Source organism: Bacillus sp. FSL M8-0266, assembly GCF_038613425.1.
Taxonomy (GTDB): Bacteria; Bacillota; Bacilli; order Bacillales; family Bacillaceae; genus Bacillus; species Bacillus pumilus.
Genome location: NZ_CP152015.1, coordinates 388,466 through 407,576 on the forward strand (window position 1 = coordinate 388,466; position 19,111 = coordinate 407,576).

Below are 19,111 nucleotides of genomic sequence, written 5' to 3' on the forward strand. Positions count from 1 at the left end.
GAAGGAACTCATATGAAACCATCAATCATTAATCAATCGAATGTACATGAATCAATGGATACGATTTTACAAGATGTACAGAATACCATTTTACAAACCAACGAAATCGAACGCTTCGCTGTTTTTTCTCGTGAAAAAACCATTCGACCTCGGCCATATCACCTCTCTCATTTATTTCTAGACCATCACATGGAGCAGGAGGCCGCAGCTGAATGGATACAAACGCAAATGGCTTCACCTGCTTTAGCGGACATGCCCCCTGCCATTTCCTATGGAGGGGATATAGATGTTCGTGCAGGAGCTCAAACCTTGCAGGACGCTCTAACTGAGGCAGCCAAAACAACAAACGGGCTGACTTATATCATCAATAGTGAAAACGAGCTCACGCAATCCTACGCGCAGTTAAAGGAGGATGCCGAGCGAGTTCTGACGGGTTTAAAGGCACTAGGCCTTGAGCCTGGAGATCCTGTGTTCTTTCAATTTTCATCGAATCATGCGATGGTCACGGCCTTTTGGGCATGTGTATTAGGCGGATTTGTCCCAACACTTGTATCAGCAGCCCCGACCTATCGTGAAATGAACGCCTCAGTGAAGAAGCTTCATCACGCTTGGAACCTGCTGGAGCATCCGCTCATTCTCACGGATGACTCGCTGATTGATGAGGTGCAAGGATTAGCTTTACTGTGGCATACAGATCAATTACGTGTTGCAGCCGTTGAACCAATGCTTACTTTAGAAAGAGATCTAGAAGCACACCCAGTCACGCCCGATGATTCCGTCTTTTTTATCTTAACGTCTGGAAGTACAGGGATGCCCAAATGCGTAGAGCATTCTCATAGAAGTGTGCTGGCAAATGTCAAAGGAACAGTGGCAGCCAATGGGTTTACACAAGAAGATGTCTCGTTAGACTGGATGCCATTAGATCATATTGGCGGCATTGTCATGTTCCATCTTGTCAATGTGTACACAGGCTGTGAGCAAATTCGAGCAAGAACAGATGACTTCATCGCTCATCCGCTGCGCTGGCTTGACTGGATGGACCGCTATCGTGCAACGAAGACATGGGCACCTAACTTCGCATTTGCGATGATCAATGATTATGAGAAAGAAATCTCTTCAGGGTCTTGGGATCTTTCTGCTATGACTTGTATGATCAATGGGGCAGAAGCGGTTGTACCGAAGACGATCCACCGGTTTTTACACCTGCTCGCTCCGCACGGCTTAAAAGGAGACGTCATCAGACCGGCATTTGGCATGTCAGAAATCTCATCAGCTGTTGTCTTCTCTTTTGCGATTGAGCGGGGAGATGAAAACAGCGGGGTGCTGACCTTTGAAGAAACATCGCTGACAGAGCAGCTAAGACCAGCGAAGGCACGTGAGACAGGAACCGTCAGCTTTACAGAGCTCGGGAAACCGATTCCGGGTATCACGATTCGTATCGTCAACCATGAGCATGAGCTTCTTCCCGAAGATCATATTGGCAGCGTGCAAATCAAAGGGCCGACGACAATGAAGGGCTATTACAAGAATGACGAAGCGAATCGAGAGGTTTTTCAAACAGAGGGCTGGTTCCACACGGGTGATTTAGGCTTTCTGCATGAAGGAAGGCTGACATTAACCGGTAGAGAAAAAGACATGATCATCATCAACGGGAAAAATTATCACAACTATGAAATTGAAGCCATGGCAGAGGAAGTACCCGGCGTAGAAACAAGCTTTGTGGCAGCTTGCTCCGTTCGGATGGAGGCATCTGCATCCGATGAACTGATTCTCTTTTTTACACCGAAGCTGTATGAGCCTGCTTATATCATGAGGGCTAGCCAGCATATCAAAACCCATATTGCAACAAAAATGGGTCTTAATGCATCAAGGATTATTCCGGTCCAGAAGCATGCCTTTCCGAAAACAAGCTCTGGAAAAATAGAAAGGGCACAGCTCAAGACAAGGTGGCAGGAAGGTGAATTCGACGAAATCATCAAGGAACTGGACATCAGACTTGAAAATGAACACACCTTGCCTGATTGGAGTTATCAAAAGAAGTGGACACCCGCTCCGCTTCATGAAACCGAAAAGCAAACAGCAGGGGACATGGTGATCTTTGCAGATGAGTTAGGGCTTGCAGATCAATTGAAATTCCTCTCAAACCATGAACAAACCTATATCACGGTTGAGCCGGGTCAAGCATTCACACAACTCACACCCACTCACTTCATCATCCACCCGAATCGGCCGTCAGACTACGAACAACTCTTTGAGACGCTCCGTTCGTATGGCGTTTCGGTGAAACAAATCATTCACCTTTGGAACTACACAAACAAAAAAGACACATTACAGGCGGAAATAGCGAAGGAAGCACAGAAAGCTGGCAGCATGAGTGCATTGTATGTAACAAAAGCGATCGCCGCCTATGAGGAACCTGTAGAGATGACCTTTGTCTCCGCTCATGCGATGAATTTGCCAGAAGACAAAGTACATCATGTGGAAAAAGCAACAACAGCGGGATTGATGACAGCTGTTCAGCATGAATGGCCGTTTATCAAGGTGCGATGTCTTGATTTTTCTCTAACAGAATCGGTTGGTCATTCTCATGTATCGGCGATCATGACAGAGCTCATACATGGCACAAGTCATCATGTCGCTGCTTATCGCGAAGGTGTTCGTTATATTCCTCTTATAGCGCCGCTTCATCTGGAAAGGGAACAAAAGAGGAAAAAACCGCCATTTGAATCATCGGGGCTTTACGTGATGACAGGCGGGCTTGGCGGAATAGGACGGATGCTAAGTGAGCATCTTCTAACATCCTATCAAGCGCATCTTGTGCTGCTTGGAAGAAAGGCACGAGAAGCTTTATCTGCGGAGCAGCAAGACGTATTGACCTCACTTGAGAAACAAGCGGAAAAACGCGGCGGCACTGTTCATTATGAAGAAGTGGACTTGACGGATGCAAAAGCCCTTGAAGCCCTTATCTCGAGACAAGAGGTGGCTCGGGGCAAAAGGCTGCATGGCGTGATTCATTTCGCTGGCATCATTCAAGAAGAGCTGCTTGCTGACATGACGTCTGTGTCCTTACATGCGATGTACGAAGCAAAGGTATATGGCACGATTGCGCTTCATGAAGCGGCTTCTAAACGGCAGAACGTCTTATTTCTTTCTAGCTCATCAGCACGAACATTAAAGGGCGGGATGACCGTAGGCGCTTATTGCGCTGCCAATGAGTTCGTTGAACAATTTGCTCATTATCAGAGGCTGACATCTACCGTGAAGCCGTACTGCTTTAGCTTTAGCATGTGGGATGAGATCGGCATGAGCGAGGGTTCGATGATCAAAGGCATCTTAAAAGAAAGAGGCTATCTTCCGATTCCGAAGCGGGCGGGCTTGCAGACGATACTGGCATGTTTGATGACAGATGCACCTCTCATTTATATGGGATTAGATCGGTCGAAGCAGGACATTCAAGAACTGCTTCATGCGGAGAGTCGAACAGAGAAAGCCGTGTATGTCTTTTTCAAAACCGACAAAACAAAAGCCATTGAAGAACGGCTGTATCAGTCCATTTATACGTGTTTGCAGACTCATCTATCTGGTGAATATTCCGTCCATCTATTTCCTGAGGAATACTGGAAAGAATTCGAGGATGGCATGCCGGATGAAGCGCATTTCAAAGCACTCATTGAGGAAAGTGGCCAGGAAGCCGAGGACAGAGCGCCTCAAACGGAGACGGAGAAACTGTTGGCAAGCATTTGGTCCGAGTTGCTTGATGTCTCAAATGTCAGTTGTGGTGATCATTTCTTTCTACTCGGGGGTCATTCGCTCAAGGCAACGCAAATGCTGTCTGCGGTGAGACAAAGAATGGGATTTGACGTGCCGCTCGCTGTTCTTTTTGAGCATACGAGACTTGGGGAATTAGCGGCATGGATCGATTCGCATGCAAAAGTGGATGAAGCGGTACAGGTGCGGAAAATGGCAAAGGGTCAGGAGATTCCGATGTCTTATGCCCAGCAAAGACAGTGGTTTCTCTATCAATTACAGCCTGATCTGCCTTTTTACAATAATTCAATTTCCTTTCGGATGAATGGCCCTTTAGATGTGAAGGTGCTTCAGCGCAGTCTTCAGCAAATGGTGCAAAGGCATGAGTCGCTTAGAACTTCCTTTACCATGAGCGGCGATGAACCGGTGCAGATCATCCATGAGCATATGACCCTTCCAGAGCTTGAAGTGGTGGATCTATCAGATCTGACGTCACAGGAAGAAAAAGAACAAAAAGCGGCTGAATGGGCAAAAAGTGAGGCGAGCACACCTTTTCACTTAGAGCGTGATCCGCTCTTTCGGGTAAAACTGATTCGTCTGTCGGAAACAGATCATTTGCTGCTAATGTCCATTCACCACATTGTGTCAGATGGCTGGTCGGTTGGGATTGCCGCAAGAGAGCTGTCTGAATGGTATACAGCGATGATTGACCGCCGAGAACCTGATCTTTCACCACTGCCGATTCAATATGCGGATTACACCCTATGGCAGAAGGAGTATTTGACTGGAGAGACGCTTCAAAAGCAGGTTTCCTATTGGAAGGAGCAATTTGCAGTCCCTGTAGAAGATTTGGTTTTGCCGTATGACTACCCGCGGCCAGCCGTTCAATCCTACAAGGGAAAAACGAAAAAATACCACCTGTCGAAGTCGCTATCAGATCAGCTGGCTGAGCTTTCTAAAAAAACTGACAGTACCCTTTATATGACGCTACTGACCGCTTTTTCTACATTGCTGCACCGTTTGTCTTCACAGGATGAGTTTGTGATTGGGTCAGTCATTGCTGGGAGAAATCGGACGGAGATGGAGCAGCTCATCGGATTTTTCGTCAATACGCTGGCACTTCGGATCGATCATAGCGGGAATCCTGCTTTCACTGACCTATTAGAACGGGTGAAAGAAACAACAATGGGCGCCTATGCGCATCAGGATGTGCCGTTTGAAATGGTCGTAGATGAGCTGAATATTGTACGTGAGGCTGGCAGACAGCCGCTGTTTCAGGTCATGTTCGTTTTGCAAAATCTGCCGCTTGAGGCTTCTCCGATGGGAGAGGCGACATCTGTTTTAGCCATTGAAGATAACGATACCGCCAAATTCGATCTATCTCTGTTTGTTTTTGAAGGAGCGGAGGGTCTTCAATTAAAACTGGAGTATGATGTGGACTTATTTTCTGACGATACGATGGATCGGTTCCTTCGGTACTACGAGCATCTGCTTGAGCGTATTTGTGAAAATCCAGCACAGCCGATTAGACAAATGAATTACCTGTCAGAAAAAGAGAAGCATCAGCTGCTCTATGAATGGAGCGGCAAAACAGATCAGCATGCAGGCCCGCTTCTCATCACGGAACGGTTTGAAGCCCAGGTGAGAAAGTCACCCGATGCCATCGCTCTCGAATTCGGGGAAGAGCAGTGGACGTATCGCGTGTTACAAGAGAAAGTCGACCGGCTTGCGGCTTCTCTTCAGCAGCGAGGTGTGACACCGCATGAACCATTAGGGCTGCTCATCGATAGGTCGCCTGAAATGATTCTTGGGGTGCTGGCGATTGTGAAAGCAGGAGGCGCCTATGTGCCGATTGATCCTGAATATCCAGATGCACGCATTGATTATATGCTGAGGGATACAGGTATTCAGCTGTTACTGACAAAAAATAAATGGCTGAAAAAGGTGTCTATCAGTCAAACCGAACTCATTTGTCTTGATGAGGGATATGAAGAATTTTTAACAGAAGCAGAACTCATACCTGCTGCCTTAAAACCTGATGGACTCGCTTATATCAATTACACTTCAGGATCAACTGGACAGCCAAAAGGGGTTTTGATCCCGCATCAAGCAGTCATCCGGCTTGTCTGTGAAACGGATTATGTCACCCTTGATGAACATACGCGCATTTTACAAATTGCCAGCTTCTCCTTTGATGCCTTTACGTATGAAATATGGGGTGCTCTTCTAAACGGGGGAAGGCTGATTCTCACCGATCGAAATACGGTTTTATCAATGGATACACTGGCTGACACGCTGACATCATACAAGATCACAACAGGATTTCTGACAGTGCCGCTGTTCAACCGATTGACAGAGGAACATCCAGAAGCTTTATCTGGATTCGATGCATTATTGGTCGGTGGTGATGCGCTTTCAGCTGCTCATATTCGTATGGCACTTCCGTATTTACCTGAAGGGCTTTTAAACGGCTATGGACCAACTGAAAACACGACGTTCTCTTGTGTGCATCACATTCACTCATTAGACGAAGGGCAGACGACCGTCCCTATCGGTCAGCCAATTGCTTATTCACAAGCCTATGTATTAGACGACCAGCTGCAGCCGGTTCCGCAAGGTGTCATTGGAGAGATTTATGTTGGAGGAACAGGGCTGGCACTAGGTTACCTTGGAGATGAAGAAAAAACATCGCAATCATTTATCCCGCATCCTTTCCATAAAGGAGAGCGTTTATATAAAACAGGTGATATGGGCCGCTGGCTCCCAAATGGCATCATCGACTGCCTTGGAAGAATCGATCATCAAGTGAAAATACGCGGACATCGCGTCGAATGTGGAGAAATTGAAGTCGCTATGCTGAGTGTTGAAGACATCATAGAATGTGCGGTCATTCCGCATCAGCACGGGAGTGGTCATAAGCGCCTCATCGGTTACTTTGTCCAAAAAGGTGCATGGACCCAGCAAGACCTTCGCCGCAAATTAAATGATAGACTGCCAGATTATATGGTACCGAGCCTATTCATAGAGCTCGAGGAACTGCCGCTCACGCCAAACGGCAAGGTAGATCAAAAGCGTCTCCCGCCGCCAGTGTGGAGACAGGAAGAAGCAGACAAACCAGCAGAACAGGCACTCAGTGAGGAAGAACGAGTGCTGGAAAAAGTGTGGACTCAGCTTCTTGGCACTCCTTCAATTGGTGTTCATGATAACTACTTTGAGCTTGGCGGAGATTCTATTATTGTCATACAAATGGTGGCACGCCTTGCACAGGAAGGCTACATCATACAGCCGAGAGATGTATTTGAAAAACAGACCATTTCACAGCTGGCACGTGCTATGAAAAAAGCAGATGTATCTGTGTCTTATGATCAATCACCTGTTACAGGAGATGTTCGTCTGCTTCCAATCCAATCTTGGTTCCTTGAGCAATCGATGACAAACCAAGATTATTGGAATCTATCAGCTCATATTGAATTCAAGCAATCTATACAACCCGAGCAGTTATCACAAGTTCTTTCAAAGCTTGTCGATCATCACGATATGCTGAGAGCGATTTATACAAAAGCAGCAGACGGCACATGGATTCAAACCATTCGTGCGCCTGGCATCACCCCTTGTGTCACATTCTTTGATTTGACGAATGTTTCTCATGAGGAAGCGCTGGATCAAATCCGCTTGGAGACAAGCGCTTGTCAAGGAACACTGTCATTAGAGCGGGGAGAAGTGATCAAAGCCATTCTTTTTCAGACAAGTGATCGTACGTCTGAACTCTTTATCGCAGCCCACCATCTTGTGATGGATGGAATATCGTGGCGCATCATACAGGAAGATGTATTAAATGGGTTGAAGCAGGCTGCGGCAGGGCAGGAGATCACGCTTGCAAAGAAAACCGCTTCCTATCAGCAGTGGGCAGAGGCACTCTATGAATATGCACAAACCGATCAATTACAAGAGCAGGTTCCTTTTTGGGAAAAGATCATGAATCAAGAGGAAGAAGGTTCTCCTTTTCAACCACCTGCGCTTTTCAATATAGAAGAACATGCAGAGATCCTGACTGTTCAATTGACGAAGGATCAAACAGACATTTTACTAAGGCACGCATCACAAGCGTACCGAACAGAGGTCAACGATTTACTCCTGTCAGCACTTGCGCAAGCTGTTGGAAAGCCAATACTGATTACGTTAGAAGGGCACGGACGCGAGGATTTATTTGAACAGATGGATTTGTCACGGACAGTCGGCTGGTTTACAAGCTCTTATCCTATTTTTATTCCTTTTATTCAAACCGATGTTGAGAGACAAATTAAAGATGTCAAAGAAACCTTAAGAGCTGTGCCGCAAAAGGGGATCGGCTATGGCTTACTTCAATACATGACAGCATCTCGTTTACTTAAAACGGCAGCGCCGCAGGTGAGCTTTAATTACCTTGGACAGTTAGATCAAATAGATGGTGAGGCAAATCTGTATATTGCAGATGAGCGAAATGGACATGTACATGACCCAAAAGCAGAAAGACAGCATTTGATCGATGTGTACGGATACGTTGTCAGTGGTCAGCTTCAGATGAATTTTATGATCAATCGTGAACTGCTTCAGGAGGAAGAAGTGCGTCAGTTACCCGAACGATTTAAAGAAAAAATGGAGGACATTTTGACGCATTGTGTAGAGACAAAAGGCGGCTTTACACCATCTGACTTTCCAATGATCCAGCTTACGCAAAAGCAAATAGATGAGCTTCCAGACAATGTGGTAGATGTGTATCCACTATCTCCGATGCAGCAAGGGATGCTGTTTCATGCACTGTTAGATCAAGCATCACAGGCGTATTTTGGTCAGGTGCATATGACACTCGAAGGCTTAACGGACGGCGAAGCCTATGAAAAAGCATGGAATCTGCTTGTGGAACGTCATTCGATTTTACGGACAAGATTTGCTTGGGAGGGGCTAAAGGAGCCTGTCCAATTGATTCAATCAGAAGGAAGCATTCACCTCACTCAGCACGATGTGCGCCACCTGAGTGAAATGGATCAGAAGAAAACCATTGAGCAGTATTTACAAACCGATCGTTCAAAGGATTTTGAATTAGAAGATGCGGCTGAACCGCTCATTCGTATTGCTTTATTCCATCGTGATGAGAAAACTTGCACGTTTGTTTTTAGCTTTCATCATATTTTAATTGATGGCTGGAGCCTGTTCGGCTTGATTGAGGAATCCTTTTCAATATATCGCTCGCTTGTGGATGAACGAGAGATGAACCTTCCTGCTGTACGTCCATATAAAGATTTTATCGAGTGGCTGCAAAAGCAGGATCAAGAGAAGGCGCAAGAGTTCTGGAAACATTATATGTCAGGAGTAGAGGAAGTCACACCACTTCCAGGAGACGGAGAGCAAGCTTCGGATGAAGGAGCAGGTATTGATCAAATTAGTATCAAACTGACGCCTGAAATGCAGGAAAAGCTGGAGAAAATGACAGGGACACAGAAGGTCACGATGAGCACACTGATTCAGGCGGCATGGGGTCTGCTCTTGCACCTTCATTCAGGCTCAGAGGATGTTGTGTTCGGTGTCACAGTATCTGGCCGGCCGGCGGACTTACCAGAGGTTGAAAGCATGACAGGTCTCTTTATTAACACCTTGCCGCTCCGTTTGCCGATCACACCAGACAGGACCATTGCCGAGCTGCTTACGCAGACGCAGGAAACGGTTTTTCACATGCGAGAATTCGAGTATACCGTACTGCCAGATATTCAGCAGATGACCCAAATTCCGAATGGAGAATCATTGTTTAACAGCATTGTCGTGTTTGAAAACTACCCGATTGAATCTGTAGAGCCGTATGGTGTACGGATCTTAGACATAGCCAGTCATGAAGAAACAAACTATGACCTGACCCTTGTGGCTGTCCCGGGAGATACGCTGGAGCTTCGGGTCACATACCGCTTCAATCAATATAAAGAAAAACAAATACAATCGCTGATGCAGCAGCTGGTCCACACACTTGAAGCCATGACAGAACAAGTGGAGACACCACTCTCTTCCTTCACGATCGTGACAAATAAAGAAAAAGAGTGGATGATCACCGATTGGGCGAAAAACGCACAAGTCAGCGTGCTGTACCCAGATCAAGAAGAGGTCTACTCAGGTGTGCATGATCCTTCGTGTGAGACAGAAATCTATGTCCTGAGCGAAGAGCATCAGCTCATGCCGGTAGAGTTTCCTGGAGATATTTTTATCGGTGCAGAGGATATCAAGGCACTTTGCGGAGAGCTTGCCGATTGGATGGAGACGCATAAAATTCCGCATCCATTCAAACATCAAACAGGCGAATACCTCTATCCGACAGGTGATGTCGGCGTTTGGACTGAAAAAAACAAGATTCAAATTTTGGATTGGGTGTAGGAGGAGAAGAACGATGTTAATGAGTAGAAAAAAAGGACATGCAGCAAATCATATCGTCAGAATCAACGGAAAACGAATCGATCTCAAAGCATTAGAACAGGTCATGATGCTTCATTTTCCGCTAAAGGAATGTGCACTCATCCCGAAGAAAAATGAAGAAGGAAGCCTCTCGCTTGTGCTATTTGCACAGGCGAAGGTCCCTTCGCTAACAAGAGAGGATCTGATGACAGGCGCGCTTCACCCTGATGAAGTGCCAGCCGCTCTCGTCTTATTGCCTTCCTTGCCAAGGGCAGAAAGTGGAGCGGTCGATACAGAAGCACTGCTTTCGATTGACATCATTGATGAAGAGAGTTTGAGAAAGATAGAAGATCGTACGAAAGCTATAGATGGAGTAGAGGAAGTGGCTGCTCTCATTGAAAGTCAGACAGAAAAACAAACGCCTTATCACCTAGATGATCTGTTTCCTAATCGGCAGCGTGCGCAAGGGAACGTATCGATCTCGAAGGATGAAGAGGGCGAAACAAAGCAAGCATCCGCTCATGAAAAGACGCCTGCACTTGTGTATGGCGGGGATGTCATCAAAAAAACAGGCACACCTGTCACACTGACAGAGGTGTTGATTCGATCAGCCTTTATGTCACCTGACCGCGGGGTGATCTATATCAAAGAAGGCGGGCGCACGTTGACCCAAACCTATCCTGAGTTACTCACAAACGCAGAACGGGTTCTGTCTGGTTTAAGGAAAGCAGGGCTGACAAACGGCGATCAAGTGTTACTTCAATTGAAAGATCATCACGATTTCATCACTGTGTTTTGGGGCTGTATTCTCGGTGGCATCATTCCGACCCCAGTCTCTGTGCCGCCTGTTTATGATGAGATGAATCAAGGAGTGAACAAGCTCAAGGGCGTGTTTCAGCTGCAAAATGAACCGTTCATTATTACGAATGAAGCAAGTGCTGAGGACATTGCTGGGCTGCGTGAGACATTTGAGGCAAAAGAAATACCTATTTTAACAGTAGAAACATTGCTTGCGTGTGAACCGGATGAACAGCATTATGAGCCAGAGCCAGATGAGCCTGTGCTTCAGCTGCTCTCTTCAGGAAGTACGGGTGTGCCAAAGTGTATTCGTCACAACCATCAAAGTATTTTATCTCGAATCATCTCCTTTGAGCAGACAAATGGCTTTACGCATGAGGATGTGTCGCTTAACTGGATGCCGCTTGATCATGTAGGAGGCATTGTCATGTTTCATGTGCATGATGTCTACCTTGGCTGCCAGCAGATTAGTCCATCCATCGATCAATTTATCGAGCGGCCGATGGTGTGGCTGGATTGGGTTGAAACATACGGCGTCACAAGGACATGGGCACCGAATTTTGCTTTTGCGATGATGAATGAATATGAGGACGACATTCGCAAGGGGAGCTGGGATCTCTCCACACTGACTTATATCATGAATGCAGCCGAAGCGGTTGTGCCAAAAGTGACGCAGCGCTTCATGCATATGATGGGTCAGCACGGATTAAGCCATCATGCGATGGTGCCGGCGTACGGCATGTCTGAAACATCCTCAGCCATTGTTCAATCAAAGAAATTCATGCGGCATGGTGATCAGGATGGACAACTGACGATTGATCAGACCTCGTTAACAGGTGACATTCAATACGTGGCGCAAGATCATCCGCACAAAATGACGTTTACAGAAGTCGGCGCACCGATTCCGTCTGTATGGATTCGGATTGTAGACGAGCATCATCATGTGCTGCCAGAAGATCAGGTCGGCCGCTTACAGGTGAAGAGTCCGACGATTATGATGGGGTATCATCAAAATGAGGAAGCCAATCAAGAGGTATTTGCGGAAAATGGCTGGTTTCACACGGGGGATTTAGGATTTATCCACGAAGGGCGTCTTGTTCTGACGGGCCGGGAAAAGGACATCATCGTCATCAACGGAGCCAACTATTTGAATTACGAAATTGAAGCAGTTGTGGAAGAGGTATACGGGGTGGAAGTCACCTTTGCCGCTGCGTACGGCATCTACAATCCCGAATCAAGCAACGACACGCTTGCCGTCTTCTTTGTCACACAAAAGGAATCGCTAGAAGAACAAATCACGATGATTCAGCAGATTAGAGAGGCCATTATTCGTAAAATTGGCATAGAGCCCGATCACATCATTCCAGTGAAAAAAGACCAATTTCCGAAAACAGAAAGTGGAAAGATCCAACGTGCTCAGTTAGGCGCGGCGCTAAAAGAAGGGGTATTCCGTGACATTGAAAGGGCACTGGATCTTGCTTCTGAAAATGAACAAACACTACCAGATTGGTTTTTCAAACGCACTTGGGCAAAGGAACATATTGGTCTGTCTCAGCCTGCTGCTGATCATGTACTCGTTTTCGAGGATGAAAAAGGGCTTTACCAATCACTTTACGCCCAATTGGAACAAAGAAATCAGCCCTATGTTTCTGTGAAAAAAGGACATGAATTTTTGCGTCTGTCCAAAGGGATGTACCAGATGAACCCGAGAATCAAGGGGGATTATGTCAGGCTCGCTGCAGCACTTGAAGCAGATGAATTAAAGACAGGGTGCATACTCCATTTGTGGAATGTGACAGACAAAGAAGCCATTGTTGAGCCTGCGCAGTTCACAGAAATGCACGCGAGGTCCAATCAATCGATTTTGTACTTGTATCAAGCATGGAGGCAAGAAAACAAAGAGCCAGTCCGGCTTGTTGTGGTGACAAAGGGTGGTCAATTTGTGAATGCTGAAGACGATCTTCATGTGGAGAAAACGTCGCTCGTTGGCTTATTAAAAACAATCCCGCAAGAATGGGAAGGAGCAGAGGTGTCCCATATTGATATTGAAGCGGAGCAAGTGGAACAGGATGCAAAGCACATTGCTAATGAGCTGTCGGCGATTCATATAAAAGCAGAGGTGGCATACCGAAAAGGGCACAGGCTCGTACCAAAGCTGGAAAAAGTCGATATGATGAAAGCACCTCAAACAGAAGGGTTTTTAGAATATGAAGGTCTTTATTTGCTGACCGGAGGACTCGGCGGTATTGGATTTGAACTATCTAAGCAGATGCTTCAATTTGGCCTAAAGCTTGTATTGATTGGAAGGACTTCTTTGGAAGACAGTTTGGAAAAGAAAGAAGCGTTCTCACAGCTAAAAGACCTTGGTGACGTCATCTATGTACAAGCGGATGTGACCGATTTAGCTGATGTAGAGCAGGCGATTTACAAAGCAGAAAAACATTTTGGTCAAACCATCCGGGGTGTGCTGCATTTAGCCGGTGCTGGCAATGTGTCTGAGCATTTTCAGCATACAGATAAGTATTCATTGGCGCATACGTCAGAAGAGGATTTTACAAAGGAACTGTCAGGGAAAGCAGATGGAGCGTTTGTCCTGCAGGAAGCCTTCAAGCATGACCCGGCAGTACCACTCGTCTTTTTTGGATCAGTAAATGGCTTTTTTGGCGGTACAACATTCGGAGCTTACTCTGCGGCCAACAGCTTTTTAGATGGGCTTGCGCACACGCTCACCTTTCAAGAAGGAAGACGGGCGATTTCTTTAAACTTTAGCATGTGGGATAATCTTGGTTTGTCTAAGGGACATACCGGCGCAGCCCTTACCGTTCGCAAGGGATTTCAATTGATTGGAAAGAAGCAAGGTCTCCATTCATTCTGTCTAGGTGCTAGGCTGAATGAAGCGCATCTATTTATCGGCCTAGACGGAGCCAATCCAGAAATCGCAGCGTATCTTCAGCCAGCGCCAATACCGACTTTTGAGAAAAAGCTTTTTTACACGGTTCGGTCTGGCAAAGAAGTGCATGTTGAAGATATTGCAGGTGGAACAAAAGGTGATTGGGATATTCAGCAAGTACAGGAAATACCGAAAAAACTAGATGGCTCTATTGATCATGAAGCCCTTAAGCTGAATCATCACAAAAATGGAAAACCTCTTGAAAAACAATTGCCTGAAACGAAAACAGAGCAAATGCTTGCTTCCATATGGGAGGACATTTTAGACGTTGATCGTGTGTACAAAGAGGATCAATTCTTTGACCTTGGCGGACATTCATTAAAGGCGACTCAAACCATTTCTCGGATCAATCATGAGTTTTCAATCAAGGCGCCTTTAAAAATATTATTTGAAAGCAAGCATCTGGCACATTTGGCGCAAATGGTGGATGACATCAAAGAGGCACCGGCTGTTCAGGAAGCCAATATTCCAAAGCTGGAAAAGCGAACAAGCTATGAGCTGTCACATGCTCAGAAGCGTATTTGGTTCTTATCCACATTAGAAAAGAGCCATCATTACAATATATTAGGTGCTTGGAAGCTGACAGGACAACTGCACATTCAAGCGTTAACAAAAGCGATTGGTCTCTTAACGAAACGTCATGAAGCACTGCGTGCAACTTTTCAATCGCTTGGCGGCAAGCCGGTTCAACTGATACGTGAAGACCTACCGCCATCCGTCACAGTTGCGAACTTCTCATTATTTAATGAAAAAACAAGAACGAGAAGACTCAATCAGCTTATTCAGCAAGAAGCGAACCGCATTTATGATTTAGAAAGAGGGCCTCTTGCGCAGTGGACGATTGTGGATATGGGCAATGAAGAATTTTATCTTCTTTGCGCGCAGCACCATATCATTTCAGATGCATGGTCGCTCAGTCTGCTCATTCAGGAGTTAGAAGTGGCATATGACGGGCTGCTTGCAGATGAAGCGCCGCAGCTCCCAGCGCTGGAAATTGAGTGGACAGATTATGTTCATTGGGAAAATGAGCAAGTAATGCATCATCAAGTAGACCAAGCCTATTGGTTCGATCATTTACAAGGTGATCTTCCGGTGTTAGAGCTGCCGTTTGACCGTCCTCGTCCGCCAGTTCAAACATTTAACGGCGCTACAGAGCAAATTGTCTTGGAAGATACGCTTATCCGCCGTTTGCAGGCTTTGTCCAAGCAGCAGGGCACAACGCTGTTCATGACGATGCTGTCGGCGTACTACGTCCTGCTTCACAAGCTGTCAGGACAGACAGATATCATCATTGGTTCGCCGATCGCAGGGCGAGGTGCCAAGCAATCAGAGAAGCTTGTTGGAATGTTTGTGAATACACTCGCGCTGAGACAGGATATCTCCACAGCAGATACGTTTGCTGATGTCATGGAAAACGTGAAAGAGATGACGTTAAAAGCCTTCGAGCATCAGCGTTATCCATTTGACAAGCTTGTCAATGATCTTTCGTTAGATAGAGATTTAAGTCGATCGCCTATTTTCCAAGTGGCGATGGGTTATGTAACAGATTCACTCCATGTCAATCTCAAAGGGCTGACAAGTGAACATGTGATGGTCCATCATACAGTGTCTAAATTTGATCTCACCCTGCATGTATTTGAACAGGGGGATCAGCTGTCGATCCATGTGGAATACAATACAGATTTATTTGATCAAGAGACCATTCATCGTTATATGAATTATTATCTTCATCTGCTAGATGGTATGACGGCTCAGCCTGAACGTACATTTTCTAATTATTGCTTAATGGACAAAGCGGAACAGGCTGCGATGATCATAGGGAAAAACCAAACGGTTACGCCATATCCAAAACGGACCATTCAAGAGCTGTTTGAAGAACAGGTACAGCGTGATCCGCACCGCATTGCCTTGTCTTATTTGGAAGAGCACATGACGTATCAAGAGTTGGATGAGAAGGCAACACAGCTTGCTGCTTACTTGCAGTCAAAAGGAGTTGGACTAGGTTCACTTGTACCGATGCTTTTTGATCGTTCCTTTGACATGATTGTCTCAGTGCTTGGCGTCATCAAATCTGGTGCTGCATATGTTCCAATGTCACCAGAATATCCAGATGCGCGAATCCGCCTCATTGTTCGCGATACGCAAAGTGATGTGATCATCACTCAGTCTCATTTAATAGAGCGTCTAGTAGACTTTACAGGTACAAAGATTGAGATGGACAAGCCATTACCAGTAACAGATGCAGTGTATCAAAGAGAACAATCAATCATTGGAGAAGAACAGTTAGCCTATGTCAACTATACATCAGGCTCAACAGGTACACCAAAAGGCGTCATGCTCCCCCATGCAGGAGTCGTCCGTCTGGTTCGAGAAACAAACTATATGAAACTAGGTCCAGATGATAAGATGCTTCAGCTCTCAAACTATGCTTTTGATGCCTTTACATTTGAGTTGTGGGGCATGCTGCTGAATGGCGGTCAGCTCATTCTGATTCCGAAATATGCCGCACTGAATATGGATGAATTATCACGGCTGATCAAAGTGCATCAAGTGACAGCCAACTGTCTGCCAACCGCTTTATTCAATCGGCTGGTGGAGCACGATCCAAAAAGTGTAGCAGGCTACCGCACATTACTCGTTGGCGGAGAAGCGATGTCTAGTGAGCATGCACGAAAGGCATTGCCGCATATGGAGGGTGTACTCATCAATGCTTACGGCCCAACAGAAAACACGACCTTAGCCACAACACATCAAGTCACGCACATGCCAGAGGGAGCAAGGTCAGTTCCGATTGGTGTCCCAGTATCGAATTCAACTGTCGTCATACTAGATGATGCGCTCAACCCAGTGCCAGCAGGCGTCAAAGGAGAAATTTATATCGGCGGCACAGGGCTCGCAAAAGGCTACCTTCATGATCCAGAGCGGACGCATGAACGGTTTATAGACAATCCATTCCCTGAACTAGGGGGAGACAGGCTGTATCGTTCAGGTGATCTTGGTACATGGCGTTCAGATGGCACCATTGAATATCTCGGCCGAAAAGACAACCTCGTGAAAATTAGAGGCTACCGGATTGAATGTGGAGAAATAGAGACAGCTCTCCTCAAGCATCCACAAGTAAAAGAATGTACAGTCATCGCCAAAACGTATGGCAGCTCAAAACGGCTGGCGGCCTACCTTGTCACAGACGGAGCGAATCCTGTTCCAGGCTGGAAAGCATTTTTACAGGAAAGCCTGCCAGGCTACATGATTCCAAGTTACTTTATCGTTCTGGACGAAATGCCAGTTACAACAAACGGAAAGGTTGATCAAAAAGCACTGCCAGACCCGGCAGAAACGATCTCTCTTTCTCAAGGAGATGACAAACCAGTCACCGAAACACAGCAGTTGATTGTCACAGCTTTCAAGGACGTGCTTGGTGTCAAACAAGTAGGCATACATGACTCATTTTTTGATTTAGGCGGTGATTCAATTATGAGTATCCAAGCCGTTGCCAAATTAAAAGAACAGGGGATTCGTGTGGATCCGAAATGGATTTTCATGCATCCAGCACCGGCTCAGCTAGCCGCACATGTGGATGCAATGCCAGAGGCCGGGGAGCACGTCGAAAGGTCTCCAAAGGACTACGTGATTGAGCTGAAAAAAGGCGATCCAGCCGAGCCGAGGATTTTCTTTGCACCGCCTGCCGGTGGAACGGTAATGGGCTATATCGATGTGGCTAAGCTGATGACACATCAAGGCGCTGTGTACGCCTTGCAGTCTCCTGGCTTATATGAGGATGAAGAACCGCAATTCCTCCATTACACAGAGCTTGTGTCCATATTTGTTGAAGCCATTGAGACCTTCTATCGACCTGGTGTTGACTATCTAGCAGGGCATTCAATGGGCGGGCACCTTGCCTACGGAATGAATCAGCGGCTCTGCCATGCAGGAAAAGCGCCGAAAGGACTCATCATTTTAGATACGGTCCCGGTGTTAAGAGATGAGGCAGATCAGGCGCTCCATGCGGATATGAACGAAGAAGAAGTGAAAATGCTTGCGCTTGTCCTTGGAATGGGGAATCTCGTCGGCATTCAGCCAGAAGCATTACAAGGGCTGAGCTTCCAAGAAGTGAAGCAAAAAATACTCAAAGAGGCAGAAAAGGATGAAGTGGTTCATCAATTTATGAATGATCAGTATTTAGATAAATATTTGCAAATGCAAACGCACAATACAATCATGTCACAAGCCATTGAATTAGAAAAAGAACCATTCGGTGTGCCGTTTTATATTGTACAAAGCAGTGATCACGCCATTGATTTCCAGAAGAAGTTCTCAGACTGGGAGGCTTATACGAAAGGATCGTGCTCGTATTATCACATCAAAGGAGACCATGTCACCATGATGAAAAGGCCGCAGGCGGATGAACTGGCACGAATTCTTCAAACGATGATAAAGGGGTAAGAACGTATGAATCATTTATTTAAAACCTTTGAAAAAAAATCAGATCTTATTCAACTTATTTGTTTTCCTTTTGCAGGCGGTTATTCCGCCTCGTACCGCCCGCTTTTTGAACAGCTAAAAGGCACTGCCGAAGTAACAGCAGCAGAGCCCCCAGGGCATGGAACCAATCTCATGCCGCTCGAAACGAGCATTGACCGATTGGCTGAGCTATACAAAGAAGGGCTCTCGGGCAACTTGAACCGCCCGTTTATCCTGTTCGGACATTCTATGGGAGGACTTGTTGTGTATAGACTGACGCAGCTGTTAGAAAAGGAAGGAATTGATCCTGCAGCAGTCGTGATCTCAGCCATTCAGCCGCCGCAAACAAAACGACAGATCCTGACCCATTTATCGAATGAAGCATTTGTTCAGCATATTGCCGAAATGGGCGGGATTCCAAAGGAATTATTAGAGAACAAACCAATGATGGATTACTTTACGCCGTCCTTACGTGCAGACTATCAGGCGCTGGAAACCTTCCAACACAAAGATCAATCCATCATCGAAACACCTGTTTATTTATTCAATGGAACACAAGATGAAAAATGCATGCAAGATGCAAACGGCTGGCTGCCATGGGCAAAAACCATCGAACGCACCAATTTCGAAGGAGGGCACATGTATATCAACACACACCTCGAGCCCTTCGCAGAACAGATGAGACATGTGATCGACCTTGCAGCTAAACAACAATTAATGAAACTTTAAAAGAAAGCGGTC

General features: G+C 46.1%; 3 protein-coding genes. All 3 read left to right on the top strand.

All coding sequences use genetic code 11. From position 1 onward, the window contains the following. Window positions 1–12 precede the first annotated feature (12 nt). Genes MKY83_RS01965 through MKY83_RS01975 form a run of 3 tightly spaced genes read left to right on the top strand, consistent with a single transcriptional unit; the run spans window position 13 to window position 19,099 of the window. On the top strand, window positions 13–10,143 hold the full coding sequence (locus MKY83_RS01965) for an amino acid adenylation domain-containing protein (protein WP_342488020.1): 10,131 nt from the start codon (window positions 13–15) through the stop codon (window positions 10,141–10,143). Between the two features lie 13 nt (window positions 10,144–10,156). Continuing rightward, window positions 10,157–18,352 (top strand): amino acid adenylation domain-containing protein, encoded by an 8,196-nt coding sequence (locus MKY83_RS01970; RefSeq protein WP_342488021.1) that lies wholly within the window; start codon window positions 10,157–10,159, stop codon window positions 18,350–18,352. 6 nt (window positions 18,353–18,358) lie between these two features. After that, entirely contained in the window at window positions 18,359–19,099 is a 741-nt protein-coding gene (locus tag MKY83_RS01975; protein ID WP_065098784.1) for an alpha/beta fold hydrolase, read from the top strand. Window positions 19,100–19,111 lie beyond the last annotated feature (12 nt).

Coding starts and splice junctions, on each gene's coding strand:
- MKY83_RS01965 (WP_342488020.1), top strand. CDS start 13: ATGAAACCATCAATCATTAATCAATCGAATGTACATGAATCAATGGAT.
- MKY83_RS01970 (WP_342488021.1), top strand. CDS start 10,157: ATGTTAATGAGTAGAAAAAAAGGACATGCAGCAAATCATATCGTCAGA.
- MKY83_RS01975 (WP_065098784.1), top strand. CDS start 18,359: ATGAATCATTTATTTAAAACCTTTGAAAAAAAATCAGATCTTATTCAA.